The organism is Nonlabens ulvanivorans (genome assembly GCF_000732625.1).
Taxonomy (GTDB): Bacteria; Bacteroidota; Bacteroidia; order Flavobacteriales; family Flavobacteriaceae; genus Nonlabens; species Nonlabens ulvanivorans.
This window is the reverse complement of sequence record NZ_JPJI01000032.1, coordinates 1,567,931-1,594,122: the sequence shown is the minus strand read 5'-3', so window position 1 is coordinate 1,594,122 and position 26,192 is coordinate 1,567,931. Positions and strand designations below refer to the sequence as shown.

Here is a 26,192-nt window from a genome sequence, read left to right as displayed (position 1 = left end):
TGACAAGCCATGACAGACGCCTACGAAATCGTTATCGATAAGATTCAAGAATCAAAATTAAGCCATACTGATTTTGATAATTTGACATTCGGTAAAACATTTACAGACCACATGCTAGAGTGTACATGGCGTGATGGTAAATGGGAAACTGCTGTTATAAAACCTTACGGCCCTATAATGGTAGAGCCTAGTTGCAAGGTATTCCATTATGGACAAGCGATTTTTGAAGGAATGAAGGCGTTTAAAGATGATGCTGGAGATGTTTTTCTTTTTCGCCCAGAAGATAACTGGATACGTTTTAATGAAAGTGCAAAGCGTCTAGCAATGCCAGAAGTACCTGAAGAAGTATTTATTGAAGGTCTTAAAACACTTGTCAATTTAGATAAAGATTGGGTACGTCATGGTGAAGGATTATCTCTTTACTTACGACCTTTTATGATTGCTAGTGAAAATGGTGTGGCAGCTGCCCCATCAACTGAATATAAATTTATGATTGTAATGTCTCCTGCATTTGCTTATTACAAAGGTGATGTAAGAGTTATTATCGCGTCTGATTATTCTCGTGCTGCAGATGGTGGTGTAGGATATGCAAAAGCAGCAGGAAACTATGCGGCTAGCTTCTACCCTAATAATCTTGCACTAGCAGAAGGTTATCAACAAATCATTTGGACTGATGCTGCCTCTCATGAATATCTAGAAGAAGCAGGCACGATGAACATTTTTGTTCGTATAGGAGATACACTTTTAACGGCACCTAATAATGATCGTATTCTTAATGGAGTTACCAGACGTAGTGTTCTGCAGTTAGCGAAAGATGCAGGTTTGACAATTGAGGAACGCAGAATAAGTGTTAATGAACTTAATGAAGCTGCACAAAACGGCAGCCTTAAAGAAATATTTGGATCTGGTACCGCAGCGGTTATTGTACCTATTAAAGGGTACAAGCATAAAGATTTTAAATATGAGCTTCCTATTATAGAAGACAGCTATGCAGAACAGTTTAAAACTGCTTTAAAAGATATACAATACAATCGTGCAGATGATCAGCACGGTTGGAGAGTAAAAATATAGGTAAATAAAATATCCTAATTCAAAAAAGCCATCAACTAATGATGGCTTTTTTTTTGATAATGGTTTAAGAAGTCTTTAAAATCTTCTCAAAATTAGGTTTGAAATAATTAGGCCCTTTAAGTACTTTACCATCCTCACGATAAATAGGTTTTCCATCTTCTCCCAATTTACTCATATTAGATCTTTGTATTTCATCAAACACATCTTCAATAACGTCTTGCATACCATGCTCTATAATAGTACCGCAAAGTATATATAGCATATCACCCAATGCATCTGCAACCTCTACTAAATCATTGTTTTGTGCAGCCTCAAGATATTCCTCATTTTCCTCTTTCATTAATTCAAAACGTAATTTATTTCGACGTTCTGTAATATCACCTTGTGGTTGATGATTCATTCCTAGTTTAAATGCTGTGTGAAATTCTTCTACTGCTTTAATTTGTTTCTTCATGTGCTGTTATTGATAAGATCGTGTTGTAATTTTGTCAAAAATAGTTATTCTATGTCTCATTTATTATTACTTGCAAAAGACCCTATGTTCTCTAGTGGTCAAATTACCTTTGGTATTATATTCTTTATTGCTTTTGTAATAATCATATCATTCATGTATTTGAAAGATAAAGGAATGCATAAAAAAAACTATAAAGGCGTTAAATGGATCCTTGTAGGCTTTATAGCCTTCATTCTTTTACTTTTCATTATTAAAGTCTCCCTAAAAAGTTAAGTTACATTTTAAATATACCCTTTAAAGGGTATTGACTTGAAGCATTGATTAGGTTTAATTTTGAATTTAAACTTAACCAATGAGAAAATTATTTTATAGTGCTATAGTGTTCTTAATAAGCTTTTTAAGTATCGCACAAAGTTATTCTGGAAAAGAAACTGATAATTATTCAGGCATTACTAGCCTTTCTTTTAATCCTGCAAATCTGGCAGATTCAAGATTTAAAACGGATATTAATTTATTTCAAGTATCCTCTACAACCTCTAATGATTACTATGCTTTCAACTTTTCAGAACTTTTTAATGATGCCAGCGGTATCAGTTTTGAAGAATCTGGAATGCGTTTCCCTAGTCAAAATAATAATGTGTATCAAAACTTAGATGTACTAGGACCATCTTTTCTTTTTAATCTATCAGATAAGCATAGTCTAGCTATATCGACTCGTGTTAGAGGTTATTTAAATTTAAGAGAGGTAAATGGTAATCTATTTGAAACCTTACAAGATGGCGATATCCTCAATAAAGACTTTAACATCGATATGGAAAACCTTAATGGTACCGCACATGCCTGGGCAGAGGCTGGATTAACCTACGGATTTGTAGTGATGAATAAAAAAAATCATTTCTTAAAAGCTGGTGTAACAGCAAAATATTTATTGGGAGCTGGTGGCTTTTTCATGAACTCAAATAGTATCAATGGTTCTTATGATTCTGTTGCTGAAACTATATCTGCAAATGGTGATTTATCATATGCCGCTGCTAATTCGACAGATGAAGATGACGACTTTGATTTTGGTAACGGTAGTTCAAGTATAGGTGGTGATATTGGTTTAATTTATGAGTATCGTCCAGAACTTAAAAAGGACCGTAAATTAGACTCACTAGCTTTAAGAGGTCATAATCAATACCGCCTTAAACTAGGTTTAAGTATAACTGATATAGGAAGCATTACTTATCAAGACGTCAATATCGACACATACTCTGTATCTGGTACGGTAAGTGCTTCAGATTTTGACGAGGATTTTGAACAAGGTCTTGAAGACAATTATTCTTTTATTTCTAATACACAGGATGTGACTGTTCAATTACCTACTGCTCTCAGATATGCCATAGACCTACGCGTTGATCGCAATATTTACATTGCTGCAACAGGCGCTGTGGGATTAAATGCATCGACAGATCCTTATAGTAATAATCAATTGAATTACACAACGATAGTTCCTAGGTATGAATCAAGACTATTTACATTATATACTAATATTAGTTTTGTAGAATATGCTGATATGACTTGGGGCGCAGGATTAAGGTTTGGCCCATTGAGCTTTGGTTCTGGATCTATTCTTAGTAACCTTATTTCAGAAGATTCTCAAGCTGCTGATTTTTATATAGGTCTCAAAATACCATTCCATCATCGTTTAAAATCAAAAAAGAAAAAGAATAAATTTAAAGAGTTGATCTAAAAGAAATCAAAAACCTATTTTATTTAAACCAAAGTAAAGAGGCTCATAAAAAGATTATAAAATCTTTTTATGAGCCTCTTAAATTTTAAACTATTACTGATTAGTCTAGATGACCATACTTTTCTGAATACATCAACATTTGATCTGCAAACGTCTCTGGTTGTTCAATGGTAAACGATGTAATCTCATCACCTTCCATAATTGGTGTAATCATAGGATTTACAAAACCTCTATAAGCTGGTGTTTTAAATTGACTATTACGATCTAACACCTCACGATGTAAATCTTGATCTACCTTAACACCATAGTCTTCAACTAGTGCTTGTGCAGCCTCAAAATCACCTTCACTAGTAATACGTTGAGTCTCTCTCAATAATTCACCAAAAAGTGTTCTCAACTTTTCGTAATCATTAATGTCATAATAGGTCTTTCCGTCTTTAGTTACTTTTTCAATAACATTATCTTCCTGTCCTCTTTCATAAACCCATGCACTCACCCATTGTCTATTACGCATATGGTCTTCTTCTACATCTTGACCTAACTCTAAACGTACTAATTGAGAAATCAATCCATTTCTTATATAACCATCATATGCAGCTGTTCCAGTTTTTTTCCAATCTTTTACAAGACCTAGCTCTTCTAGTTTAGGGTCCATTAAGTAATATAGACCAAATAAATCGGCTCTACCTTCCTCAATAGTAGATTTATAACTTTTTAAAGTTTCTTTAGGCGTTGCAACACCTTCATTAATTTGTCCAGATGCGTGACCTACTACTTCATGTAATGCAGTATGTAATTTATCTGCAAGCGCACCATATTCTTTTTCAAGAGCAATCTCTTCATCATCAAAGGCAAATTCTTCTAATCTACCTGAGCTACCAGAACTACCATAAGCCTCAATAATGTTACCTAAAGAAACCGATTTACTACCATGCACTTCTCTAATCCATACATTATTAGGTAAATTAACTCCTATTGGAGTCGCAGGGCTAGCATCTCCAGCCTCACCTGCCACATTTACCGTTTTATAACTTACACCGGTAACTTTCTCCTTTTTATGTTCATCCATTAAAGGCGAGTTATCTTCAAACCATTGAGCATTTGAACTTAACACTTCCATCTTACGTGACATATCAAAATCCTTAATCTGTACAATAGTTTCATAACTACCCTTATATGCGATAGGATCATTATAAACTTCTACAAAACCTGTTATCCAGTCTACAGCACCATCTGTTGATTTAGACCATACAATAGCGTATTCATCCCATTTATGTAAATCACCTGTTTCATAATACTCTATAAGCAAACCTATAGCTTTTGCTTGTTCAACGGTTTCTGCCACTCCTTGAGCTTTTTGCAACCAGTAAATCATTTGATCCATCGCTGGACCATATAAACCGCCACTTTTATAAGCTTTCTCTACGAGTTTACCATTCTCTTTTACAAGTTGAGAATTTAATCCCACTTCAATAGGTTCATTAGGGTCTACATTGATACTTTTATAATATGCTCTGGCTTCTTCCTCAGTTACATCAGGACCATAAAAATTAACCGCACTAGCTAGTACAATATCTTTTCCTTTTGCTTTATCAACTTTTTTAGCATCTTGATCATTAAACATGACCATCCACACGTCTTCAGCTATAGTCACATTAGTCTGTGCCATTAAACGTTTAAAATAGTCCTCATCAAATCCTGGTTTCATCTTATCCATACTGTAGTGATGATGGATTCCATTTGCAAACCATACTCTATGAAGATAAATTTCAAACTCTTTCCAGTCTACATCATTTACATCACCTTTATAAGACGTGTAAATAGATTCTAGACCTTTACGCAGTTCTAGATTATGGCGATAATTTTGATCCCAGATAATATCTCTACCACTCAATCCTGCCTGAGTTAAATAATAAACAAGTTTTTGTTGTTGAAGATTTAATTCTTCCCATCCTGGGATTTGATATCTTAAAACTCCTATGTCAGCAAATTCAGTCACATCATAGCTAAATTCTGTAACAGGAGCCTCCATTGTTTCAGGTACTTTATCATTACAAGAAATTAACGCTGTTGTTGCTAGTACAATGCTAGCAATCTTTAAATATTTCATAAAATACAATTGTTTAAAATAATTTAATGGTTTGGATTACGCTTTCGCGAAAGCGTAACATGATAACCCATACTAAATGAAACCAAATTTAAGAAAATAAACAAGTAGTAAATAACGTGTAGGAATAGATTTTATAAGGGGAAGATTCCTAACCGATAGTTTATTATATTTGAAAGTATAACGTTCCCTACTTATATAATGGCTCGACTTTTCCCTTACAATCACCAATCGACAACTCGATTTATAATCACTATCGTGTTAATCCTTACATCTATACAGCAGGTTATTGCGCAAGCACAACCACTAGATAGTGTCATGAATATATTGAACCGTAATGACATCGCGCAATTAAGAGAAATAGTAAAAAATCACGATGTTAATGACCTAAATAAAAGTGATCAAGCTCTTTATTTTCTAGCTACTGGCGGTATTAAATGTGCCATAGATGATTTTGAAAATGCTTATAAAGATTTACAAAAAGCAAAAAATCATTCTGATGATAAGCGTGTCATTTTTATGGCAAACGATTACATGATGGAACTTAGTAATTCAGCATCAGAATTACAGGTAGCGCCAGAGTCGCTAATGATTGAAAATCTATCTATTGCGACAGAGCTTAACGACCCTACTCTTTTGATTAAAAGTAAATTCTATTTCATGTTCAAAGAAATACAATTGGGTAATTATGCACAAGCACAGGATATTTGTTATGAGATGAGAAACATAAGTATCGAGAATGATTTAAAACAAGAATTGATTGATACCGAATTTAATCTAGGAACCTTACATTACTATCAGGCACAAAATGATTCTGCTTTATTTTATTATCAAAAAAATCTTGCAGACGTCATTGCAAAAAAAGACACTTTTGATATCGCCGTGAGACTTAATAATCTAGCCATGTTACAAATGGCTATAGGTAAAAATCAAGCTGCGGTAGATAATTTAATTGAAGCCAAAGAACTGATTAAAAATAAAAACGATAAAGAATTAAGTGTAGGCTTGTTGCGCAACATAGCCGATGCTCAAACGGCTGCTGGTAATTACAAAGAAGCAATTGATTACTACAATCAGTTCATATCAGAAGAGGATTCTTTGGAACGTAGTGACATCGCTCAAAACTTAAAGGAACTACAGACCAAATATGAAACAGCAGAAAAAGATCTTGAAAACGCTGAGCTAACTGCTAAAAACCTGACTAGTAAGAACAAAATTTATTTATTGCTCTTTATTCTTGCCTGTATTTCGGGAATAGGTGCTTATCTATTTAATAGAATGAGACAAAAGCAAAAATTACTTGCCGCACAAGCTGAAGCTCAAAAACAAAGAGAAGAAAAATTACTGCGTGATCAAGAATTAGCAGGTATTGATGCGATGATCACTGGACAGGAAAAAGAACGTAAAAAAATCGCTCAAGATTTACATGACGATATAGGCAGTTCCTTGACTACTGCTCGTATGTGTATTGAAAATGTTATAGGTAAAAGTAATCAAGTAGAAAATAAAAAAATACTAGAAAACGCCTATGATTTATTGAATGACACGTATACTAAAGTTCGCAATATATCACACGCTCAAAAAAGTAGTGTTCTAAGTTCACATGGTTTAATAGGTACTTTAGAGCAACTTGCTAGCCGTATTAACGCCGGTAAGTCCATACAGGTTGAAGTTATACATCATGGTTTACAAGGTAATTTAAGCAATAGTATGGAGTTAGGTCTTTTTAGAATTATTCAAGAACTGCTCAATAACACCATCAAACATGCCGAAGCACAAAACGCAAGCATTATATTAACTGGCTATGAGGACCATGTAAGTATTATGGTGGAAGATGATGGTAATGGTTTTATTCCAGAAAATTTAAATAATAATGGAACAGGTCTTGATAGCATTAATACTAGAGTTCAAAACTTAGATGGTACTATGGAAATTGATACTAAACTAAAACGTGGAACCACTATTAATATTGAAATTCCCCTAGTATGATATTTATAACTATTGCCGAAGATCACATCTCGCTCAGTGATGGTCTTAAGGTTTTTCTAGAACAAGATTCTAATATCGAGGTCATAGGGAACGCGCCTAACGGAAAAGAAATGTTAGAAATGCTCAAGTTTGTAAAACCACAAGTGGTACTTACAGATATTAACATGCCTATTATGAATGGTGTTGAGTTATGCACTGCTATTAAATCTTTAAATAAAAACATTAAAGTAATCGCTTTAAGTATGTATGATAATCCTGGCGCCATTAAGGAGATGATAGATGCAGGTGCAGATGGATATGTCCTTAAAATAAGTCCCTTAACAGAACTTAAGAAAGCGATTGAAACAGTCGCATCTGGTAAAAATTACTTTGATCAAGCAATTGACCTTGAAGAGGTCAATAAAAAAGAACAAAATGATGATGTACAACCTTTATCGCGCAGCGAGACTGAAATCCTGAAACTTATTGCATTAGGAAAAACATCTGCAGAGATTGCCGAAGAAAGACAAACCGCAGTGAGTACCGTTGTTAAACATAGAAAAAATATGATTCATAAATTACAATTAGAAGGTAAAAATGAGCTCTACAAATATGCCTTACAACGTTATGGCCATTATAACCAATAAACATGAAAGCATTTAAATATCTTCTTTTCATTTTTATAATTATCTCCTGTAAAGATCAGTCGCCCACTAATATATTTACACCTATAGCGACAACAAATATCAGTAGTTTTGAAATTCAAAATCCAATAGAGAACGACACTATTCTATATTTTAATAACTTTAAGTCTAGTTATGTTGACCAGCGTCAATTAGAAATCTGGTTACCGCAAGGTTATCCTCTAACCGACGTAGATTATAAATTATTATATATGCATGATGGGCAAAATGTATTCAACAAAAGTTCTTCAAATTATGGCAAAGCATGGCAAATAGATGAGAAAATGGATTCCCTATCTGTCATTAATGCTATTAAGCCTACCATTGTAGTTACAACATGGTCACATTCTAAGAAGCGCATGAATGAGTATATGCCACAACAACCTAAGGAATTAACACAATCCAAATTTGCAAAATCTGAATTAAAGAAAAACACTGGTTATAACCAACTCTACTCAGACGAGTATTTAAAATTTGTAACCACGGAAGTATTACCTTTTGTAAGAAACAAATTTCAAGTATCTGTAGAACCTAAAGATAATATCATCATGGGAAGCAGTATGGGCGGATTAATATCTCTGTATGCAATTATGGAATATCCTAACATTTTCGGTAACGCAGGTTGTCTGAGTACACACTGGCCTGTTCCTTATTTAGGTGAAGCTTTTATAGAAAGTCTACCGGAAACCATACCACCGGCAAAGAATCATCGCATTTACTTTGATTATGGAACAGAAACACTAGATAAAGATTATGAACCATACCAGCTGCGTGTGGATAGTATGTTTATAGAAAAAGGTTATACATCAGTTAATTATAGGTCTATCAAATTTGAAGGACATGAGCATGATGAAAACTATTGGAGACAAAGAGTAGCACCAGCATTAGTCTACTTACTAAACTAATTGAAGTATTTAATTAGTTTAAAAATAAAAAATCCCATTTCAAAAAAGACATTTGAAATGGGATTCATAATTAAAGATAGACCTAATTTAAAATTGGTACCTCACTCCTACTTTATATGTTCTACCTCTAGTTTGATATCCAAACAATTCTTGGAAATCAGTATCTGTAACGTTGTTGATACCAGCAAAAAATGTAGCCGGTACATTTTTCAACCCATAAGTTAGGTCTAGATCCACTGTATGATAACTACTCAATACCACAGCATCATTAGTAAATGTATTTGAGTTAAAGAAAGAATCTCCTCTATCATCATTGTACTGATATCTTAAGGTTATAAATCCTCTTGCGATAGCTTCAACTCTTGCACTAGCATTAACTTTGTGTTTCGGTATACGGCGCAATAAAGATTGATCATTACGTTCTATAAAACTATAGTTTGCTGTCAGCATTAATTTATCAAACAATGTGGTCTGACCACTAACTTCTATACCTTTTGCAGTTAACTCTTCTTCAACATTCTGATATTGTGAAATAAAATTTACAGGATCAATGGTTACGAACTGTACAAGATTATTTTCATCACGTTGAAAAGCACTTACAGTGACTGTACTCTTACCTTTAGTCCAAGATAAACCAGCTTCAAGAGTAGTATTTTCTTCTGGTTCTAGCTCATCATTGCCAAAACCGGCAGCATATAATTGAAATAATGATGGTGTAATATAAGCCGTACTATAACTACCATAGACTTTAAAAGTAGATTTACCTAAATCAAATCTATATGATGGATTTAAATTATAAACCACCTGTCCATCATAATTACTATGCTTATTATAACGAGCACCAGCATTTACATTGAGACCAAAATCACTGATATAAACAACATTTAAATACGGATCATAAATCTGTGCATTAACGTCATCTTTATCAGCATTTTGTTCAAAACTAGAACTTCCGAACGGGATGCTAAAATCCTCATAGCGATCTGTTCTAAAGTTAAATCCTAATATCGTTTTTAATGAAGATTCCTTTCCTAAATCAAAGGTGTACTTGTTATATAAATCTAATGAATAACCATCGGCGTTGTAAAGTGATGGGAAACTACTTCTCGTGTCACGACGGGTATGTGTACTCACATCTGTATAAACAATTTCTCCTTTTTTAGAATATTTCCAGTTGACATTAGTTCCCCATCGTACCTGACGGCTATAGGTTTCATTATTTGCGTCAACTAATGTAAAATCATCAAATTCGGCAGTATACTCATCAAAAGACAAATAACTAGAAATTTTAAAGTCTTCTCTGTTGTCATATCCTATTCTACCTAATAGGTTGACCCTATTAAAGTCGTCAGACTCATTAGGTGAGGCTCCATCTGCAGCTTCGGCAGCACTTAGACCACCATTAGTTGCTTGATGGTTAAAACCTACTCCATAGGTCAAACCATTTTTTGCAGTACCTTGTAATTGTACACTATTAGTAAACTCATCGGGACCATTATTAGCTTGTTCTACGCTTTTATTAGTACCAATAAATGAGGCAACAGTTACACGCACACCAGTCACTGGCGACTTGCGCAGCTTAATATCAATTACAGCAGTACTAGCATTTGCACCATATAAAGTACTCGCAGCACCTTTAAGTATTTCTATTTCCTCGATTTGATTAAGGTCTACTAATCTTATATCAAACTCATTACTGATGTTACTTGCATCACTCACTTGTGCACCATCAATTAAAAATGCTACCTGTCTAGTGCTACCACCACGTACAAAATATCCTAGATTCTGTCCAGCATTGCTGCGTGCGCCATTCATTTCAATACCAGCATATTGATTTAATAAATCTGCTAGACTTGCTGCGCTTTGTGCTTCAATGTCTGCTCTGGTAATTTTGATAACAGGTTTACCGCTATCTTTTCTTGTTAATTCAAATTTAGAATCTGCACTAATAAGTACTTGATCCAGTTTAGTTGCAGTAGAATCTACTTGTGCAATTCCCGACACAGCAGCTACCATCATAGCGCTCATGGCAATGATTTTTTTGTTCATTTTAATGATTTTAAATACGGGAAAAGAGAAGAGAAATCATATCAAGCACGGTACTAATGGGTGATCATATAAGAAAGGATCAACCATTAAACTTACTTAAAAGACTCGCTACCTTTATCCCGAAGGTTAACAATTAGTTTGTGTAAGCTGGCAGGTCTCCTGACTTATTTATTTCTATCGCCTTCCCAAGTACAAGACTCAGTGACTTTTTGATAGAAATCTCTACGAGACATCTTATTAAAAGATGTAAACTTTACAGTTGCGGGAACAGTTCTAGATTTACACTAGATTCCCTTTTAATTCTCTAATCTTCATTTATCTCGCTTTCGCGAAAGCGTAATCCAACTAGAGAAACCAATTTTACAGGGCAAATGTATGCTAATAATAGTATTTTTGAGGCGCTATGAAGAACTTATATTTTCTGTTATTTTCCATATTCTTGATCACGTCGTGTAAAAACAGTGATACCTCAACAACAATAGAAAAGGTTAAAGCATCTAACCTTAAATATCCAGATGTAGAAATAAAATACGCTACTGGATTTAGTATTAATTCCACAGATACAGGATATTACATCACTATAAAAAACCCATGGCCAGAAGCAGATTTAGAATATTCTTTTAAATTAGAAAACGGTAATTCTACAAATCGAATACCAGAACCTGATGCTCCTCAGATTATTAACATTCCTATTAAAGAAATAATTCTAAGCTCTACTACTCATATACCACCAGTCGTTTTAATTGATGAGCAATCTTCAATTATAGGATTTCCTGGTACTGATTACATCAGTGATAACAGCGTTAGAACACTTATCGATAAAGGTCGTATTGAAGAACTAGGACAAAACCAGACCATAAGCGTTGAAAAAGTATTAACCATGCAACCAGATCTAGTAATGGGATATGGAATTGATGGTGATAATCCTATCTATGAATCAATTCAAAAGGCTGGAATACCGGTTATATACAATGGTGACTGGATAGAGAAACATCCATTAGGTAAAGCAGAGTGGATTAAGCTTTTTGGTGTGTTATATGGTAAAGAAAAAGAAGCAGATCGTATTTTTAAAGAAATTGAGAAAGAATATCTTGAGACCAAAAAACTTGCTCAAACCTTAGAATCACCTAGTATCATCGCTGGTGCAACTTGGAAAGATACTTGGTATCTACCTTATGGAAACTCGTGGCAAGGTAAAATTATTGCAGATGCAAATGGTAATTACATCTATACAAATACCACTGGTACAGGTTCTTTATCGTATAATGTAGAACGTGTACTTACAGATGCGCAAAATGCTGACATATGGATAGCGCCTGGGCAGTATACCAGCTATAGAGCCATGGAGAAAGATAATAGCGCTTACAGCCAGTTTGATGCCTTTAAAAACAGACAGGTCTATACCTTTGCACTTAATGTAGGTGCTCGTGGTGGTGTTACTTATTATGAAGAGGCTTCTACGAGACCAGATTTAGTATTAAAAGATCTGGTTAAAATACTGCATCCTAATAGTTTACCGCAACATCAACTCTACTTTTTTAAGCCGCTTAACGATTGAAAAATAAAGTCCTTTTTTTATTAATTATAGCTGTCATTGTACTATTTATAGCAGACATATGTCTGGGCACTGTGTTTATTAAACCACATAAAATTTGGGACGTATTGATAGGCGCAAATAATAGCGCATCAGAGAATTATATTATCACCCAAATGCGTTTACCACGTGCCGTAATGGCCATTTTAACTGGTGCTGGACTTGCGATTGCTGGGTTATTAATGCAAACACTATTTAGAAATCCGCTAGCAGGACCATTTGTACTGGGAATATCATCTGGTGCAGGATTAGGAGTTGCACTTGTTGTTATGGGCAGTGCTGTATTAGGGATAAGTGCTGTGTCAGGATTAGGGCTTGTTACGGCTAGTGTTATAGGTAGTATATTAGTAATGATGCTTATTATTCTCATGTCGTTGCGCATTAAAGATACTATGGGATTACTTATCGTTGGGTTAATGGTAGGAAGCTTAAGTAGCGCAATAGTTGGTATTTTATCATATTTCAGTTCTAGCGAGCAATTGAAACGTTATGTATTCTGGTCTTTGGGTAGTTTAGGTAATCTTGAATGGAGCGATATTTTAATCTTGACAGTTATTTTGTTGATTTCTAGCTTACTAGTTATTGTCATATTAAAACCACTCAATGCGATGTTGTTAGGTGAGACCTATGCTCGCAGTTTGGGAATCAACATTAAATCTACTCGATGGATCATTATAATAATTACTAGTCTACTAGCTGGTAGCATAACCGCATTTGCAGGACCTATAGCATTTATAGGACTAGCGGTACCTCATCTAGCACGATTACTATTGCCTACGGTAAATCATAAAATATTAATTCCCACCGCTGTTTTATTAGGTGCTTCACTCCTATTAGCTTGTGATATTATATCACAATTACCTTTTTCAAATTACTCATTACCTATTAATGCTATGACGTCATTACTAGGCGCGCCGTTAGTAATTTGGCTTATATTAAGAAAACGTAATCTACATTTTTAATGATCCGTTTAGAGCACTTACAGATAGGATATGGTCATTGTGTTATTGCACATAATGATAAAGAAATCGCTTGCGCGAAAGGTAAATTTATCACACTTATAGGTGCTAATGGAACTGGTAAATCTACTTTGCTACGTGCTATTTCTAACAACCAACATTTAATTAAAGGCGCTGTTTACATAAACAACACTAACATAAACAATATTAGCGATTTAGATAAATCAAAATCTATTGCTGTTGTTCTTACGAATCGTGAGTTCAGTCAATTCTTAACTGTTGAAGAAATCTTATATTTAAGTCGTGCACCTTACACTAATTTTATAGGAAAGCTTACACCATCAGATATCGCTATTGTGGAAGAAATCATGACTGATTTTGAGATCTTAAAAATGAGGTCGCGTAGGCTATCAACGTTAAGTGATGGACAATTGCAACGCGTACTTATTGCAAGAGCTTTAGTTCAAGACACGCCTTATATTGTCATGGATGAGCCTACCAGTCATCTCGATGTACATCATAAAGCAGAAATATTACTAAAACTTAGAGATTATTGCCATCAACATCAAAAGTGTATCATATTCTCTAGTCACGAGTTAAGTATTGCTCTAGCATTAGCAGACGAAGTACTCGCCATACATGATTTAAAGCTTACTCATCAAAGTAAAGCAGAATTCGTAGCAACAGGTATGCTCTCGAAAATGTTTCCATCACCCTTATTAGATTTTAAAGATGGTAAACTTGGTTTGAGGTTTAAGCAAAGTAAATCTACAGAATTATAAATCCAATCAACTTAAACATAACAGCAAAAACTCTAAAAATCAGTCTAATGAAAAACTTATTTACGATATTTATTTTTACTCTATGTTTAATGAGCTGTGATAGCATTACCGGTGAAGAAATAGGCAGACTATCCATCAATAAAATAAGTACTGATAACGATAACAAAATATTAAAAGAATTTACAGTAGACCTTAAAATGGGTGATGAAATTGGTTTATGGTCCGATATGGATATAGAGTATAATGGTGAAGTTACATTGACCTTTAAACTAACAATGTTTAAGAATCGTAAAAGGATCGCCACCATAGATATCGATCCAACAGATAAATACATTACCATAGGTGAAATGCAAAAGAGCATCAACGGTAAAACAGACTGGAGTTTTCTAGGAAAAAATACTTCATTAACAATAGATGATAATGCCACATACACATTTAAAGGAATCTTAATAGCTACAAAAAATCCAACATTACAAATCGATCAAGCTGAAGTTGTTTTTAAAAGGAGTTAGCATAACATAGAGCTTAATTACCTTTTTATTATTATTCTATAGTTTTAAGGAACGATAAACAAATTAAGAATGATTTTTAAAGGATTCAGATTCATCTTTACATTTTCAATACTTCTAGTAATCACTAGTTGCAACCCTAATAATTTTAAAGAAAAAGCAAATCAACAGTTTGGTGATCAGCATTTTAAAACAGCTATATCTCTTATAGAGTTACATAAGCTGCGAGAAGGTAATTATCCTCCATCGTTAGATAGCTTAAAATATATAGGTGATTGGGATAAAATAATATTTACTTCTGTAAAATATAAAAAGCTAGATAATGGTTATCAACTAGACTTAACCAATGGATGGATAGGTAAACCTAAAGAATTAAGCTATCCAGATGAATTCTGGAAAGGACTCGGATTAGTAAAATCTAATATGAAAAAGAAGTCGCAATAACATCTTTTGATTGAACTACATTCTTTCAAATTAGAATTTCATTAAATTAGATTCATGAATAGAGACAAAAAACCATTGTATCGAAAAGTAAACACACGTGCAAGAGGCGTTATTCACAATTTTGGAAGTGATTTTAAATATTCTAGAAATAAAAAGCGAGAAACTGTAGAACAGACCAAAGGTTCTATGCAAGGTAAAAAAGAAAGAGGACTTGATTACACTCCTTTATTCAGATTTTTACTATCCAAGGTCGGAAAGAACTGGGATGACATATTTAGTGAGGCTAGTTCAAGACTAGATAAGACAGAACCTATATTTTGGATTGTGGCACTAGATGAAAATGAAAAAGAAGAATATGTAAGAACTGGAGAATCTTCTTTTTTCTCTGGATTGTATGTTGATGTAGAAAATAATTTACAATTAACCAATCCAAACTTAATAGCCAAAGATATGATCCCATACTGCAATTGCTGCACGCATACCTTAAATGGAAAAGTATTTGGAACGGAATAGAGCTTGTGAATTTGATTATAGGACTATTGCAAATTTTAATTTTTGACTAACTATCACTCCAACAAAATATTTAACTATGAAAGTAACCGCTGAAAAGAATGAGAAAGTAGCCCAAATGATTTTTGGGTCTGTTTATCCACACTACTTGAGTAGAATAGAAAAAAATGGAAGAACAAAAGCAGAATTAAATCAGGTAATAGAATGGCTCACTGGTTATGATGCAAATCGCGTTCAAACCTTGATTGATGAAAAAGCAACCTTTGAAACCTTTTATAATGAAGCAAATATGCATCCCAACGCTCATTTAATTAAAGGCGTTATTTGTGGATACCGTATTGAGGATATTGAAGATGATTTTCTAGTATATAGACAATGTAGATATTTAGACAAACTAGTAGATGAACTTGCCAAAGGTCGTAAAATGGAAAAAATATTACGTAAATAATTCTATCCATGCGCTATAAAAATATCGTGAAAACTATATTGCTATGGTTACCTAGTATTCCCGTTATTATCTTCTTTGTGCAAAATGCATTTGAAAAGATAGTAAAGCACGATCAACTAGATAAAATAGGCACCAGCCCTACTCTACTAATCACAACTGGTTTAGTTTTACTAATAGCTATCGGGCTATTTATATATCATAGAACGATACTTTATGGAACACTCATTTTAAGTCTTTATATGACAGCTATTGTAGCAATACATATCCATAAAGGAAAAGGCTTTTATCTAACCATGTTGATTATTATTGGAACTTTAGTGGCTGGATGGTTAAGAAAAACCTATTTACCCATTAAGCCAGATTAACGATAATCCATGAGTCGTTACCTATTTTAAGCATTAAATTTGTAATGTAAATTAAATACTTCATGTCCATTAACAATCGTATTCTATTTGAAGATAATCACCTTATTGCCGTGAACAAGCAATCTGGTGATTTGGTACAAGGCGATAAAACAGGTGATGTCATTTTACCTGATATGATTAAAGAATACATTGCTGTAAAATATGATAAACCAGGAGCCGTCTTTCTAGGTGTTACACACAGACTAGACCGTCCAACTAGTGGTGTAGTAGTTTTTGCCCGAACCTCAAAGGCATTACCACGCATGAACAAGTTATTTGCAAATCACGAGACGCGCAAGACTTATTGGGCAGTAGTAGAAGGTACAGCGCCCAAAAACCAAGATCGATTGATTCATCACTTAGTACGCAATACAAAGCAGAATAAAAGTTATGCTCATGACCACGCCGTACCTAATTCTAAAGAAGCCATTCTATCATATAAAGTTGTTCAAAAACTAGATCGATATACCTTATTAGAAATAGCGCTAGAAACTGGTAGACATCATCAAATTAGAGCTCAATTGAGTAAAATAGGTTGTGTGATTAAAGGTGATTTAAAATATGGTGCGAGGCGCAGTAATAAGGATGGTAGTATTCATTTACACGCTCGCCAGTTAGAATTTAATCATCCTGTAAAGAAAGAGCCTGTGAAGATAATTGCGCCTGTACCCGTTGGTGACGCAATATGGAAGGCCGTATCTGATTAGCTGTTAATATTTGATTAGTTCTAACATAAAATTGGCTAGACATATTACGCTTTGGTTCTATTTTAGTGATTAAATTGAATGAAATGAAATCACTAAAAATTGCTTTAGATTGGACTCCTAACGCAAATCATGTAGGCTTTTATGTGGCACAACAGATGGGTTTTTATAAAAATGCTGGTATCGATCTACAAATTATACATGCTGGAGAAGATCATTATAAAATCACACCTGCAAAAAAGATAGAACTAGGATTAGTAGACTTTGCTTTGTGTCCGCTAGAAAGTGTCATGAGCTATCAGACTAAAGCAAGTCCTTTTTCACTTCAAGCGATAGCAACACTTTTTAAAGAAGATCTAAGTGCAGTGGTCTGTATTTCAAATAGAGGAATTGAATCACCTAAACATCTTGATGGTAAATCATATGCAAGCTATAAGGCACGATATGAAGATGCTATCATAAAACAAATGATTATTAATGATGGTGGTTCTGGCTCTATAGAACTCCAATATCCTGATAAGTTAGGAATATGGAATACTATAGAAAATAATCAAGTAGACGCAACGTGGATCTTTATGAATTGGGAAGGTGTAAAAGCACAACAAAAAGGTCTAGATCTTAACGTTTTTAAATTAAAAAATTATCAGATACCTTATTCTTACTCGCCTGTAATTGTAGTAGATAGCAATAAAATAAAAGAAGAACAAACGGTCTATTCAAGATTTCTTAAAGCCACTAAATTAGGCTTTTTATATGCTCAAAAAAATCCAGATCAAGCCGCAAAAATTTTAAAGCCACACTTACCAGAAGCAGATAAATCAATCGATTTGAATGAATGCATTAGGATTACATGCAACGCCATGGGTGATGAAAAAAATTGGGGAATTATGGAACCTTTAAGAGTGCAAGAATTTTTAAAATGGTTACAAGAACATCATTTAGAAAAACATAGCCTTAAGGCAGGTTCTCTTTTTACAAATTCATTACTAATCCATCACTAATGACTGAGATTAATCAAATACACCATTTCCATCAGGTACAGCAAGAGTTTTTTAAATCACAACAAACTAAGGATGTTATATATCGCATTACCGCACTGCAAAAACTAAAGGCGGTTTTAAAGCACAAAGAACAAGAAATCTATGACGCGCTTGCTAATGATTTAGGTAAAAGTGAATTTGAAGCATTTATTACAGAATATCAAGTGATTACTGGCGAACTGGATAAGTATATCAAAAAGACCAAAAAATGGGCAAGTCCTAGAAAAGTGCGACCTTCATTGCTTAACTTTCCATCAAAAGCATGTCAATATCCCGAACCTTACGGCAATACTTTAATCATATCACCTTGGAATTACCCTTTTCAATTGGCACTAGCTCCTTTAATCGGTGCTGTAGCTGCTGGTAATACCGTAATTCTTAAACCTAGTGAATTTTCTACCGCTACATCGCAACTATTGCAAGATATTATCGATGAAGCTTTTATACCACAACATGTAAAAGTCATACAAGGTGATGCGGCCATTGCAAAAGAGCTGACCAGTCTCAAATGGGATTATATATTCTTTACAGGTAGTCCACCAGTAGGGAAAGCAATTTATCAAGCCGCTGCAAAACATTTAACGCCTGTAACACTGGAATTAGGTGGTAAAAACCCGTGTGTCATACATGAAAGTGCATCGCTTAAAGTGGCTGCACGTAGAATAGTCTGGGGAAAATTTCTCAATGCTGGTCAGACCTGTATTGCACCAGATTACATATTAATTCATGAAAGTGTGAAACGAGAATTTATTGAACATGTACAGACTGAAATAAATAATTTCTTTGGAGAAAACCCTAAAGAAAGTCCGGATTTTCCTAGAATAATAAGGAAACAACATTTTGAAAAACTAGTAGAAATGTTAGATGATCAACAGATTCTTATCGGTGGTGATCATGATATAAATTCTTTGTTCATAGCTCCTACTTTATTAGATGAACCATCGAGAGAAAGTACCGTGATGCAACAAGAAATTTTCGGTCCTATACTTCCGATAATAAGTTATAAGAATCAAGGTGATATCATCCAGTGGATTGACTCTTATGAAAAATCATTGGGTGCATATATATTTAGTAATAACACTAGGTTTGAGCAATGGTTCATTCAGCGATTTTCATATGGTGGTGGCGTTATAAATGATAGTATTGTACAGTTTGTGAATGAGCGATTACCCTTCGGCGGCGTAGGAAATAGTGGTATTGGTAATTATCATGGTAAAAAGACTTTTGAAACTTTTTCACATATAAAAAGTATAGTACATCGTGGCATCTGGTTAGATATTCCTGTAAAGTATGCCCCATACGATGGTAAATTAAACATCATAAAAAAAGCATTGCGATGGCTCTAACCTTCATAAAATTCTCATAATGAATCCTTAAGATGTTGTTATTACGCTTTCGCGAAAGCGAGATTGCTCTTATCTTTAAAATAAAAAAATGATTAGAGAAGGTAGTAATGTATCATGGAAATGGGGAAATGGGACAGCAGAAGGAAAAGTAAAAGAAACTTATACAGAGTCTGTTACCAAAACAATCAGTGGTAATGAAGTCACCCGTAATGGTGAAAGTGGTAATAAAGCACTCTATATTGAACAAGATGATGGAGATATGGTGTTAAAGTTAGAAAGTGAAGTTAAAAAAGCCTAGTTATAAAGTTTTATGATTAACTTTATAAGGAATTTTTATATCATGTTTTACAGTACAACATCTACAGACTTACAATTTCTCTTAATGTCATCTACAGACTGGATGACCTTATTAGTCATTAGTAGTGTCATAGCGCTGGGGACATTTGTGGTTTATAGACTTTATGACGAAGATGCTGACAAGGCTAAAAAATCGGTTATGATTAAAATAGATCGCAATGGGAAACATAGATATGAGATTAAGGAAAATCTAGATAACGGTAAGGTCTACTTCTGGATGAAGTTGATTTTTTTTATTATCGCTTTAGGTTTACTTTTTATCCCTATTCATAGTTGGTTTTATAAATCATAATACATCATGGCACAATTAATACGTATATATGAGGACAATCCTAGTCCCAAGGAGTTACAGCGTATCGCAAAAGCTATGAAAGATGGCGCTCTAATTATTTATCCTACAGATACCGTTTATGGTCTAGGCTGTGACATTAATCATAAAGGAGCATTAGAAAAAGTAGCTAAGATTAGAGGTGTAAAACTTGAAAAAGCAAATTTTTCTTTCATTTGTGAGAGCTTAAGTGATTTAAGTGAATACGTAAGTCAAATTGACACGGCTACTTTTAAAATTCTAAAACGTAATTTACCAGGTCCGTATACCTTTATTTTGCCAGGTAATAACAATCTTCCTTCGGTATTTAAAAAAAAGAAAACAGTTGGTATACGTGTACCAGATAATTCTATAGCTATAGGATTAGTTCAGGCACTGGGCAATCCTATTATTTCTACTTCTATAAAAGATGATGATGAAGTTATAGAATATACTACAGATCCTAGTCTTATTGTTGAGAAGTGGAATCATCTGGTGGATTATGTTATCGACGGTGGTTATGGTGATAACGTTGCTTCTACAGTGATAGATTTAACAGGTAATGAACCAGTATTGATTAGAGAAGGAAAAGGTAGTGTAGAGTTATAGTCATGCGTGTAGAGCGATTAGTTTCTTATTTACTCTTTGGTATCGTTGCTATTCTAGTAATTACAGCTTTTTACAATCCCATTGAAACTATACAATACGTAGAAACAGACACTTATTTTAAGGATGCGCATCGTGAGGCTTTATTAATATATGCTGCGTTTATTTCTATACCAGGTTTTATGTTCCTTTTGTGGTCTGATAAAAACAACTCCTTTATTGCATACTTATGCTGGTTGATGCTGGCATCAGCAATTATTATTTGTGCTTCCATTTTATATCTTACTTATTTTGTAAACCCATATGATATGGGATTTGATGATTATACAACATATAGCTGGTACATTGCCTATGCTCTCATTGCGCTTATTATTCTCAATATCATCTATTTAGTTGCTAAAATTTTTAAAGTAGGTAAAGATTAATTCAATTTATATTTATCGATTTTGAAGACTTATTGCACACAAAACACTCATCGCAGTATATCTTATATATTTTTATTATTTGCTTCAATTAGTATAGCCTAACTTATCTTAAATCATGGATTAGATTTGTTAAACATAAACATAGGCGACACTTATTATGTTTATGCACAGTATCAATATATTACTCTAATTAATGTGTTTCTAATTGTTATGGGTTTGTCTACCTTATGGATTTCATACGGTAAGAATAGGAAAGTCCTTTGGCTACTTGTCATTAATATTTTCTTTGTAACGTTATTTCTTATCATGAATATTCTATTGCAAATGGATATAGTTACAGAGCAACCATTTAATATAAACACCTATGATCCAAAGGCTATTGATTATGTAAGTCGTTATCGATTTTCACTCATCATTCAAGCTCCTATCATTCTGATAACAGCCCTATTGTATCTTCTTATTAATCTGATATCTAAATTGAAACAGATATTAATAAAGTCATAATTCACATTAAATTAGATTCTACTTTTATCTAGTTTTTTATCTTTAATAAAAAATAATTTTATGCCCTATTTAGAAAAAACGACAGCACAGCACGATGCAGACGTCAGTATATATTTTGAAGATCAAGGAGAAGGACAACCTATCATTCTTATTCATGGATGGCCATTAAGTGGTGCTATGTGGGAATATCAAGTACCTACGTTAATAGAAAACGGATATCGAGTGATTAGTTATGATAGACGTGGTTTTGGTAAATCATCACGTCCTTGGAACGGTTACGACTATCATACCATGGCTGAGGATTTAAATGATCTCATTGAGCAACTAGAAATTGAAGATGTGATTTTAGTCGGGTTCTCCATGGGTGGTGGCGAGTTAGCTCAATATGTAGATACATTTGGAACTAGTAAAATAGACAAACTAGTCTTCATGAGTTCAATTGCACCATATTTATTAAAAACAGATGATAATCCTAGCGGTGCCCCAGATGACGTATTTAAAGGAATGGAAAATGGCATTAAAAATGACCGTGCCGGTTTCTTAAAAGGCTTTGGTTCTGGATTTGTAAATTATGAGGAAAACAAAGAACGTATTTCTCAAGCACAGTTAGATTATAACTTTCAAATTGCATTAGATGCAAGTCCTAAAGGGACATTAGATTGTATCAATGCTTTTGGTCGCACAGATTTAAGAGATGCGCTTAAAAAAATTGATGTCCCTACTCTATTCATTCATGGTGATACTGATAATATTGTACCTATTGAACCTAGTTCAAAACAAGGTCATTCTATTGTAAAAGATTCTAAGTTAGAAATTATAAAGGATGCTCCACATGGCCTGTATGTGACACATAAAGATGAGGTCAACAAAATTCTATTGGATTTTATTAAATAAAATTATCTCCATTTGATATTAAAAAGGATTGAGCATATTCTATTATGATCAGTCCTTTTTTTATAAATAACCTTATTAATCATTAGGACCACGAGTTTTAATAGTAGAAATGTCATACTATTTCTTTATTTTTCATGCTAGAAAAAACAGGTATGAAAAATATAAATCAAATTTTTGACAACAATAAAGAATGGATCAAGTCTAAACTTGCAACAGATAGCACTTACTTTGATAAGTTAGCATCTGGTCAAGATCCTGAAATATTATATATAGGTTGTTCTGACAGTCGTGCTACTGCAGAAGAAATAATGGGACTAGGTCCTGGAGATGTGTTTGTACACAGAAACATCGCAAACATGGCTTCTAATCTAGATCTTACAGCGATGGGCGTTATTAACTATGCCGTTGAGCATCTTAAAGTTGATCATGTAGTTGTATGTGGTCACTACGGTTGTGGTGGTGTAAAAGCTGCTATGCAATCTCAAGATTTGGGAATCTTAAATCCATATTTGAGAAACATACGTGACGTATATAGAATGCATAAAGATGAATTAAATGCTATTAACGATGAGGATTTACGTTATAGACGTCTTGTAGAATTAAATGTACAAGAACAATGCATCAACGTCCTTAAAACTAGTGATGTTCAAATCGCATTTAAACGTCGTGGTATCACTGTACATGGTTGGGTTTTTGACCTTGCCACCGGTGAACTTATTGATCTCAAAATTGATTTTGCTAAGATTCTAGAAGACATTATGGAAATCTATCATTTAGATTAGATTGACAATGCAACAGATAGTTTTATAGATACAGTTGTAACCATTAGATTAGGAACATGTTTAAAGTTAGGGTCATAAAAACCCTTTAAGTAATGAACTAAAACCTAAATGCCGCATTTGCTTTTAATCAAGCAAAAGTCCTTTTGGAAAAACAATAAATTAAGAATTCCTTATAAATTAAAGCGCTCTAGAGATTTTTCTAGAGCGTTTATTTTTTGCTCCATTTTATTAAAGAAAATGGAACGCTCTTTTAAAGAGCTGTCTTTTATCGAGGTAGATTGTCGTATCTGATGTTTAAAGAATTCATTCATTCTATTAAGTATATTACTACCACTAAATCTGATGTAACCCAACATAGTCATCGTAACAAAGCCTGCAACAGGAATGCCTTTTTTACGTACTACCGCATTATTACTCATTAACAAAAGTTCATGATAATAGATACTGTAAGATTCTTGTAATAAGTCTGCTGACGCATTTTTTAGTAATTCTCTTAAATCATTGCATAACACCTTAGCCGTATCGTGATCAATATAACCAGCCTCGTGATAAAAGTGTATTTGCTGCAAACTACTCGATATCGTGGTGTCATTCCATATTTCAACTCTTTTGAATTGCTCAAATAACGATTTATTTATTTTTATTTGTTCTTTAATAGATAGCGGTAAGTGAAAATCTGCAAAACGCTTGCCTTCCATGGTGTCATCTAGCAAGTGCAACCAGACATATATTTTAAATCGACCTAACAAAGAATCATTAAAGTGATGAAAAACAGGTATATCCTTGGCACTATAAATCCACTCGACATCATCTTTACCAGCTGCTTTTAAATTAGTTTCCATATCCTTAAAATACTTTTCAAGGCTTTCTATAGAATTAATAGTATCAGTAGCACTTCCTAAAGCTGTCAAATCTTGTTGAGCGGTCATGATCTGATCTAGCGAAAATTGACCAACTTTTGCCAGTTTCATAGATTCTTCTATATCCAACTTAGCTTTACCTTGTATACGGCGATAAGCAGCATCATAGCTTATTTCTAACACATCTGCTAGATGTTGAATAACAGATTTGGTCTTGGGTACGCTTCCGCGAAAGCGTTCTATAATCATCTCTTGAACTAGCATCATATTTGCGATTTTCACAAATTAAAGATAACACAATCTCGCTATTCACGATTAGAATGGTGAAAATGAATATAAATTTGAGTAAAAGAAACCAAGATGAAAACGAAACGATTTAATAATCCCGAGGTAGAATCTTATATAAAAGATACCTTAAGACAACTCAAATACTTAAGGTCAAGATGGTGTTTTACTCAGCAGACAAAGAATCTATGTAAAGGTAAAAATCATCTTTAAATTTTAAGTAAGAATTACCTGTTGCCTTACCATTAAATCCTGTATGGATACGTCTCACCTTTCCATTTTTATCGATATAAATTGTAGTAGGATATGATAGTATATGATTAAGCATTGGTAATTTCTCTTGTGCTACTTTCTTATCTACATTACCATATTGTGCTAGCAATACAGGATAAGGAATTTCTAATTGCTTTTTCATGCGCTCTATAGATTGAAATGCTTTTTCTTCCGTACGAGCATATTCAAAAGCGAGACCTATGATTTGTACATCGGTATCTGGATTTGCCTTTAAATAATCAACATAAAATTGAGTTTCTTCCATACAATTAGGACACCAGGAACCTAATAATTGTACAAGTACTACCTTATTATCATATTGAGAGTCACTTAAAGAAATACTTGTACCTTCTGAATCTTTAAAACTGAAGTCTAATTGTTCATAACCTTCTTTAAGAAATGTCAATTCCTTAGCGTCTGGTAATTCATAAGTATTATTAAGTTGTGCTGTAAAAGGCTCTTGCCAGTGATTGCCACTGTAAAAAACACCATTCAAAGTTGAGTCTGTTACCGTTGCTTCAAATAAGAAAGCATGTGCACCATCAAAAGTCGAGATCTTTAATTGATCACCTTCTATCGCGCCATCTAGGTAACGATAATCACCTGTGGTTGTTCTAAATGTTCCGGTCACATGCTGGCCATACTGATTGAAAATACCTAAAGCAATATATCGATCCTCATCACTATCTGGACTGAAAACGGTTTCCCACTTACCTGTAATATTTGTAGTAGGCTCTTTTGTTCCTACTTGAAATCTATGTTGATCACCATATTGCATAGTAAATGGCACTACTCTATCTAGACTAGGTTTTATAAAATCTCCTTTAATAGTGGTTTCATCTACAAAAACGCCTTTAAATATTCCCTCAAAAATGGGTGGTTGAAATGTTATAGAATCACCTTTAATAGAGATGTCTTCTACCTTGATACGTTCTTTATCGTTAATAAGAATGATCTGTGATTCTTCTGTGACCTCTATTAATACAGGTAGTTCTTTTGCATTACCTAGATCAAGTGTCAATCGCCACGAACCCGATTTTAATTCTTTTGTTACATTAGACTGACAACCAGCTACTAAAATAAAAAGTAATAAATATAAATTTTTCATGTGCAATGTTACCTCTTAATTATCACAGAAACTTCATCTATTTAAATTCTAACATTACTTTATAATTCTGCATTTTTGCAAG

29 protein-coding genes and 1 riboswitch are annotated in these 26,192 nt (G+C 33.7%); of the genes, 24 read left to right on the top strand and 5 right to left on the bottom strand.

All coding sequences use genetic code 11. From position 1 onward, the window contains the following. Positions 1-9: 9 nt before the first annotated feature. Positions 10-1,071 (top strand): branched-chain amino acid aminotransferase, encoded by a 1,062-nt coding sequence (locus tag IL45_RS14195; protein WP_036585066.1) that lies wholly within the window; start codon positions 10-12, stop codon positions 1,069-1,071. A gap of 64 nt (positions 1,072-1,135) precedes the next feature. Here IL45_RS14195 and IL45_RS14190 read toward each other — a convergent pair whose 3' ends face one another. Next, positions 1,136-1,525, bottom strand: coding sequence for a pyrophosphohydrolase domain-containing protein (locus tag IL45_RS14190; protein WP_036585064.1), 390 nt, complete (start codon positions 1,523-1,525; stop codon positions 1,136-1,138). Between the two features lie 51 nt (positions 1,526-1,576). Here IL45_RS14190 and IL45_RS14185 point away from each other — a divergent pair, with 51 nt between their 5' ends. Then, positions 1,577-1,798: a hypothetical protein gene (locus IL45_RS14185; protein ID WP_397299850.1), complete on the top strand. Its 222-nt coding sequence runs from the start codon at positions 1,577-1,579 to the stop codon at positions 1,796-1,798. 79 nt (positions 1,799-1,877) lie between these two features. Beyond that, positions 1,878-3,257: a DUF5723 family protein gene (locus tag IL45_RS14180; RefSeq protein ID WP_051788745.1), complete on the top strand. Its 1,380-nt coding sequence runs from the start codon at positions 1,878-1,880 to the stop codon at positions 3,255-3,257. Between the two features lie 100 nt (positions 3,258-3,357). Here the strand turns inward: IL45_RS14180 and IL45_RS14175 are convergent, their stop codons facing one another. Then, a complete protein-coding gene (locus tag IL45_RS14175) occupies positions 3,358-5,367 on the bottom strand; it encodes a dipeptidyl-peptidase 3 family protein (RefSeq protein WP_036585062.1) in 2,010 nt (669 codons plus the stop codon). A 198-nt stretch (positions 5,368-5,565) separates the two neighbouring features. Between IL45_RS14175 and IL45_RS14170 the strand changes: the two genes are divergently transcribed. From IL45_RS14170 to IL45_RS14160, 3 genes are read left to right on the top strand one after another with little or no spacing between them, the layout of a single operon-like run. Further along, a complete protein-coding gene (locus tag IL45_RS14170) occupies positions 5,566-7,353 on the top strand; it encodes an ATP-binding protein (RefSeq protein ID WP_036585060.1) in 1,788 nt (595 codons plus the stop codon). Next, a complete protein-coding gene (locus IL45_RS14165; RefSeq protein ID WP_036585058.1) occupies positions 7,350-7,979 on the top strand; it encodes a response regulator transcription factor in 630 nt (209 codons plus the stop codon). Before IL45_RS14170 ends, IL45_RS14165 begins: the two co-directional genes overlap by 4 nt. Positions 7,980-7,981: 2 nt before the next feature. Continuing rightward, a complete protein-coding gene (locus IL45_RS14160) occupies positions 7,982-8,920 on the top strand; it encodes an alpha/beta hydrolase (protein ID WP_036585056.1) in 939 nt (312 codons plus the stop codon). Positions 8,921-9,007: 87 nt separating this feature from the next. On the opposite strand, the gene IL45_RS14155 is transcribed toward IL45_RS14160, so the two are convergent. Beyond that, positions 9,008-10,969: a TonB-dependent receptor plug domain-containing protein gene (locus IL45_RS14155; protein WP_036585054.1), complete on the bottom strand. Its 1,962-nt coding sequence runs from the start codon at positions 10,967-10,969 to the stop codon at positions 9,008-9,010. Between the two features lie 132 nt (positions 10,970-11,101). Continuing rightward, a riboswitch (cobalamin riboswitch) is annotated at positions 11,102-11,342 on the bottom strand. A 30-nt stretch (positions 11,343-11,372) separates the two neighbouring features. Between IL45_RS14155 and IL45_RS14150 the strand changes: the two genes are divergently transcribed. The 18 genes from IL45_RS14150 to IL45_RS14065 all read left to right on the top strand — a co-directional run bounded on the left by IL45_RS14150 (position 11,373) and on the right by IL45_RS14065 (position 23,584). Next, positions 11,373-12,527 carry an ABC transporter substrate-binding protein gene (locus IL45_RS14150; RefSeq protein ID WP_036585052.1) on the top strand — a complete coding sequence of 385 codons (1,155 nt, stop codon included), beginning with the start codon at positions 11,373-11,375 and terminating at the stop codon, positions 12,525-12,527. Next, positions 12,524-13,525 (top strand): iron ABC transporter permease, encoded by a 1,002-nt coding sequence (locus IL45_RS14145; protein ID WP_036585050.1) that lies wholly within the window; start codon positions 12,524-12,526, stop codon positions 13,523-13,525. Before IL45_RS14150 ends, IL45_RS14145 begins: the two co-directional genes overlap by 4 nt. Then, positions 13,525-14,304 (top strand): ABC transporter ATP-binding protein, encoded by a 780-nt coding sequence (locus IL45_RS14140; protein WP_036585048.1) that lies wholly within the window; start codon positions 13,525-13,527, stop codon positions 14,302-14,304. The genes IL45_RS14145 and IL45_RS14140 overlap by 1 nt, the downstream gene beginning before the upstream one ends. A 47-nt stretch (positions 14,305-14,351) precedes the next feature. Further along, positions 14,352-14,816 carry an SMP domain-containing protein gene (locus IL45_RS14135; RefSeq protein WP_036585046.1) on the top strand — a complete coding sequence of 155 codons (465 nt, stop codon included), beginning with the start codon at positions 14,352-14,354 and terminating at the stop codon, positions 14,814-14,816. Positions 14,817-14,885: 69 nt separating this feature from the next. After that, positions 14,886-15,257: a hypothetical protein gene (locus IL45_RS14130; RefSeq protein ID WP_036585044.1), complete on the top strand. Its 372-nt coding sequence runs from the start codon at positions 14,886-14,888 to the stop codon at positions 15,255-15,257. 54 nt (positions 15,258-15,311) lie between these two features. Beyond that, positions 15,312-15,770, top strand: a complete 459-nt coding sequence (locus IL45_RS14125) for a hypothetical protein (protein WP_036585043.1) — start codon at positions 15,312-15,314, stop codon at positions 15,768-15,770. A 76-nt stretch (positions 15,771-15,846) separates the two neighbouring features. Further along, complete coding sequence (locus tag IL45_RS14120) at positions 15,847-16,215, top strand: DUF2200 domain-containing protein (protein ID WP_036585041.1); 369 nt, start codon at positions 15,847-15,849, stop codon at positions 16,213-16,215. Positions 16,216-16,241: 26 nt separating this feature from the next. Continuing rightward, positions 16,242-16,580, top strand: coding sequence for a hypothetical protein (locus IL45_RS14115; RefSeq protein WP_146128680.1), 339 nt, complete (start codon positions 16,242-16,244; stop codon positions 16,578-16,580). A gap of 62 nt (positions 16,581-16,642) precedes the next feature. Then, positions 16,643-17,326, top strand: a complete 684-nt coding sequence (locus tag IL45_RS14110; protein ID WP_036585040.1) for an RluA family pseudouridine synthase — start codon at positions 16,643-16,645, stop codon at positions 17,324-17,326. A gap of 83 nt (positions 17,327-17,409) precedes the next feature. Continuing rightward, on the top strand, positions 17,410-18,324 hold the full coding sequence (locus IL45_RS14105; RefSeq protein ID WP_036585039.1) for an ABC transporter substrate-binding protein: 915 nt from the start codon (positions 17,410-17,412) through the stop codon (positions 18,322-18,324). After that, the gene (locus IL45_RS14100) at positions 18,324-19,709 is read left to right on the top strand and encodes an aldehyde dehydrogenase (RefSeq protein ID WP_036585037.1); all 1,386 of its coding nucleotides are present in this window, start codon (positions 18,324-18,326) and stop codon (positions 19,707-19,709) included. The genes IL45_RS14105 and IL45_RS14100 overlap by 1 nt, the downstream gene beginning before the upstream one ends. An 88-nt stretch (positions 19,710-19,797) precedes the next feature. Continuing rightward, positions 19,798-20,007, top strand: a complete 210-nt coding sequence (locus IL45_RS14095) for a hypervirulence associated TUDOR domain-containing protein (RefSeq protein ID WP_036585035.1) — start codon at positions 19,798-19,800, stop codon at positions 20,005-20,007. 12 nt (positions 20,008-20,019) lie between these two features. Then, positions 20,020-20,358 carry a hypothetical protein gene (locus IL45_RS14090; protein ID WP_146128681.1) on the top strand — a complete coding sequence of 113 codons (339 nt, stop codon included), beginning with the start codon at positions 20,020-20,022 and terminating at the stop codon, positions 20,356-20,358. 6 nt (positions 20,359-20,364) lie between these two features. Continuing rightward, complete coding sequence (locus IL45_RS14085) at positions 20,365-20,982, top strand: L-threonylcarbamoyladenylate synthase (RefSeq protein WP_036585028.1); 618 nt, start codon at positions 20,365-20,367, stop codon at positions 20,980-20,982. Between the two features lie 2 nt (positions 20,983-20,984). Beyond that, a complete protein-coding gene (locus IL45_RS14080; protein ID WP_036585026.1) occupies positions 20,985-21,404 on the top strand; it encodes a hypothetical protein in 420 nt (139 codons plus the stop codon). Positions 21,405-21,530: 126 nt separating this feature from the next. Then, entirely contained in the window at positions 21,531-21,908 is a 378-nt protein-coding gene (locus IL45_RS15305; RefSeq protein ID WP_235183362.1) for a hypothetical protein, read from the top strand. A 60-nt stretch (positions 21,909-21,968) separates the two neighbouring features. Further along, positions 21,969-22,802, top strand: a complete 834-nt coding sequence (locus IL45_RS14070) for an alpha/beta fold hydrolase (RefSeq protein ID WP_036585022.1) — start codon at positions 21,969-21,971, stop codon at positions 22,800-22,802. 152 nt (positions 22,803-22,954) lie between these two features. Further along, positions 22,955-23,584 carry a carbonic anhydrase gene (locus IL45_RS14065; protein WP_036585454.1) on the top strand — a complete coding sequence of 210 codons (630 nt, stop codon included), beginning with the start codon at positions 22,955-22,957 and terminating at the stop codon, positions 23,582-23,584. Positions 23,585-23,754: 170 nt separating this feature from the next. Here IL45_RS14065 and IL45_RS14060 read toward each other — a convergent pair whose 3' ends face one another. Next, on the bottom strand, positions 23,755-24,711 hold the full coding sequence (locus IL45_RS14060) for a hypothetical protein (protein WP_146128682.1): 957 nt from the start codon (positions 24,709-24,711) through the stop codon (positions 23,755-23,757). Between the two features lie 184 nt (positions 24,712-24,895). Next, positions 24,896-26,110: a peroxiredoxin family protein gene (locus IL45_RS14055; RefSeq protein ID WP_036585020.1), complete on the bottom strand. Its 1,215-nt coding sequence runs from the start codon at positions 26,108-26,110 to the stop codon at positions 24,896-24,898. Positions 26,111-26,192 lie beyond the last annotated feature (82 nt).

What these genes read in the sequence shown, in the direction of transcription:
- IL45_RS14195 (WP_036585066.1), top strand. Translation starts at nt 10, where the DNA reads ATGACAGACGCCTACGAAATCGTTATCGATAAGATTCAAGAATCAAAA.
- IL45_RS14190 (WP_036585064.1), bottom strand. Translation starts at nt 1,525, where the DNA reads ATGAAGAAACAAATTAAAGCAGTAGAAGAATTTCACACAGCATTTAAA.
- IL45_RS14185 (WP_397299850.1), top strand. Translation starts at nt 1,577, where the DNA reads ATGTCTCATTTATTATTACTTGCAAAAGACCCTATGTTCTCTAGTGGT.
- IL45_RS14180 (WP_051788745.1), top strand. Translation starts at nt 1,878, where the DNA reads ATGAGAAAATTATTTTATAGTGCTATAGTGTTCTTAATAAGCTTTTTA.
- IL45_RS14175 (WP_036585062.1), bottom strand. Translation starts at nt 5,367, where the DNA reads ATGAAATATTTAAAGATTGCTAGCATTGTACTAGCAACAACAGCGTTA.
- IL45_RS14170 (WP_036585060.1), top strand. Translation starts at nt 5,566, where the DNA reads ATGGCTCGACTTTTCCCTTACAATCACCAATCGACAACTCGATTTATA.
- IL45_RS14165 (WP_036585058.1), top strand. Translation starts at nt 7,350, where the DNA reads ATGATATTTATAACTATTGCCGAAGATCACATCTCGCTCAGTGATGGT.
- IL45_RS14160 (WP_036585056.1), top strand. Translation starts at nt 7,982, where the DNA reads ATGAAAGCATTTAAATATCTTCTTTTCATTTTTATAATTATCTCCTGT.
- IL45_RS14155 (WP_036585054.1), bottom strand. Translation starts at nt 10,969, where the DNA reads ATGAACAAAAAAATCATTGCCATGAGCGCTATGATGGTAGCTGCTGTG.
- IL45_RS14150 (WP_036585052.1), top strand. Translation starts at nt 11,373, where the DNA reads ATGAAGAACTTATATTTTCTGTTATTTTCCATATTCTTGATCACGTCG.
- IL45_RS14140 (WP_036585048.1), top strand. Translation starts at nt 13,525, where the DNA reads ATGATCCGTTTAGAGCACTTACAGATAGGATATGGTCATTGTGTTATT.
- IL45_RS14135 (WP_036585046.1), top strand. Translation starts at nt 14,352, where the DNA reads ATGAAAAACTTATTTACGATATTTATTTTTACTCTATGTTTAATGAGC.
- IL45_RS14130 (WP_036585044.1), top strand. Translation starts at nt 14,886, where the DNA reads ATGATTTTTAAAGGATTCAGATTCATCTTTACATTTTCAATACTTCTA.
- IL45_RS14125 (WP_036585043.1), top strand. Translation starts at nt 15,312, where the DNA reads ATGAATAGAGACAAAAAACCATTGTATCGAAAAGTAAACACACGTGCA.
- IL45_RS14120 (WP_036585041.1), top strand. Translation starts at nt 15,847, where the DNA reads ATGAAAGTAACCGCTGAAAAGAATGAGAAAGTAGCCCAAATGATTTTT.
- IL45_RS14110 (WP_036585040.1), top strand. Translation starts at nt 16,643, where the DNA reads ATGTCCATTAACAATCGTATTCTATTTGAAGATAATCACCTTATTGCC.
- IL45_RS14105 (WP_036585039.1), top strand. Translation starts at nt 17,410, where the DNA reads ATGAAATCACTAAAAATTGCTTTAGATTGGACTCCTAACGCAAATCAT.
- IL45_RS14100 (WP_036585037.1), top strand. Translation starts at nt 18,324, where the DNA reads ATGACTGAGATTAATCAAATACACCATTTCCATCAGGTACAGCAAGAG.
- IL45_RS14095 (WP_036585035.1), top strand. Translation starts at nt 19,798, where the DNA reads ATGATTAGAGAAGGTAGTAATGTATCATGGAAATGGGGAAATGGGACA.
- IL45_RS14090 (WP_146128681.1), top strand. Translation starts at nt 20,020, where the DNA reads ATGATTAACTTTATAAGGAATTTTTATATCATGTTTTACAGTACAACA.
- IL45_RS14085 (WP_036585028.1), top strand. Translation starts at nt 20,365, where the DNA reads ATGGCACAATTAATACGTATATATGAGGACAATCCTAGTCCCAAGGAG.
- IL45_RS14080 (WP_036585026.1), top strand. Translation starts at nt 20,985, where the DNA reads ATGCGTGTAGAGCGATTAGTTTCTTATTTACTCTTTGGTATCGTTGCT.
- IL45_RS14070 (WP_036585022.1), top strand. Translation starts at nt 21,969, where the DNA reads ATGCCCTATTTAGAAAAAACGACAGCACAGCACGATGCAGACGTCAGT.
- IL45_RS14065 (WP_036585454.1), top strand. Translation starts at nt 22,955, where the DNA reads ATGAAAAATATAAATCAAATTTTTGACAACAATAAAGAATGGATCAAG.
- IL45_RS14060 (WP_146128682.1), bottom strand. Translation starts at nt 24,711, where the DNA reads ATGATGCTAGTTCAAGAGATGATTATAGAACGCTTTCGCGGAAGCGTA.
- IL45_RS14055 (WP_036585020.1), bottom strand. Translation starts at nt 26,110, where the DNA reads ATGAAAAATTTATATTTATTACTTTTTATTTTAGTAGCTGGTTGTCAG.